Origin of the sequence: Lentzea sp. NPDC060358 (assembly GCF_042725365.1) — a bacterium.
Lineage (GTDB): Bacteria > Actinomycetota > Actinomycetes > Mycobacteriales > Pseudonocardiaceae > Lentzea.
On the sequence record NZ_JBHXCW010000524.1, the window covers coordinates 1 to 1,005 of the forward strand.

At 78.1% G+C, this 1,005-nt stretch carries 2 protein-coding genes; both read left to right on the plus strand.

The window, feature by feature from the left end; translation table 11 throughout:
• Nucleotides 1-353 (plus strand): TadE family type IV pilus minor pilin (locus ACFWGZ_RS41360; RefSeq protein ID WP_382457035.1); only part of this gene is annotated, 353 nt, incomplete at its 5' end.
• Between the two features lie 35 nt (nucleotides 354-388).
• Complete coding sequence (locus ACFWGZ_RS41365) at nucleotides 389-991, plus strand: Rv3654c family TadE-like protein (protein ID WP_382457036.1); 603 nt, start codon at nucleotides 389-391, stop codon at nucleotides 989-991.
• The last annotated feature ends 14 nt before the right edge of the window (nucleotides 992-1,005 follow it).

Here is a 1,005-nt window from a genome sequence, read left to right on the forward strand (position 1 = left end):
GTTCTGACAGGGACCGGGGCGCGGTGACGGCGGAGGCGGCCATGGCGATTCCGGTGCTGGTGGTGTTCGCGCTGACGCTGGTCTGGGCGCTGATGGCCGCCTCCGCCCAGATCCGGTGCGTGGACGCGGCGCGGGCCGGGGCAAGGGCGGCGGCCCGTTCGGAGCCGGAGCCCCAGGCCCTGGAGGCCGCCCGCTCGGCGGCTCCGGACGGGGCAGAAGTAGCGCTGGAGCGGACGGGGGAGCTGTGGCGGGTACGCGTGGCGGCGCCGATGCCGGGACCGGGGCCGCTGGCCCTGACACTGCACGCGGAGGCGGCCGCGCTGGCCGAGGACACGGTGGGGGCATTGCCATGAATCCGACGGGCGGGCGGGGACGGGCCGTGGTTTTCGTGAGGTCGCGCGCTGCGGGACCGGTCGGGCTCCGCACGGTGGGACCGGTGCGGCTCGGTGCGGCGGTTCTGGTCCGGGGTACGGAGGCTGTCCTGGTCCAGCTCCGTGCGGCTTTCCTCGCCCGGGCGGCCGGGGCCGTCCTGGTCCGGGTGCGCGGGGGTGTCCCGGTCCGCGCGCGCTGGGGTGGACGGCCGGTGGGCGGGGACCGGGGGCTGGCCACGGTGTGGGTGGCGATGACGACGGCCACGTTGTGCGCGGTGTTCGCGGTGGTGCTGGCCCTCGGCCAGGTGGTGGTCGTCCGGCACCGGGCGGGCGGTGCCGCGGATCTGGCCGCGGCCGACCGCGCCCTGAGGGGGCCCGAGGAGGCGTGCGCGGCTGCCGGGAAGGTGGCCGCGGCGCAGGGAGCGGCGGTGGTCCGGTGCGCGGTGAGCGGGGAGATCGCCGATGTGACGGCCCGGGTCGCCCTCGGGCCGTACACACCGGAGGTCAGGTCCCGGGCCGGTCCTCCGGCGGCCGCTCCCGTCGCCTTTGGGGCCGCTCCCCCGGTCCGGCCGCTTCCGGTTCCCCGGGGGGCGGAGGGGCGGACCGCAGCAGCTCGGTGAGGAGGCGCACGGCC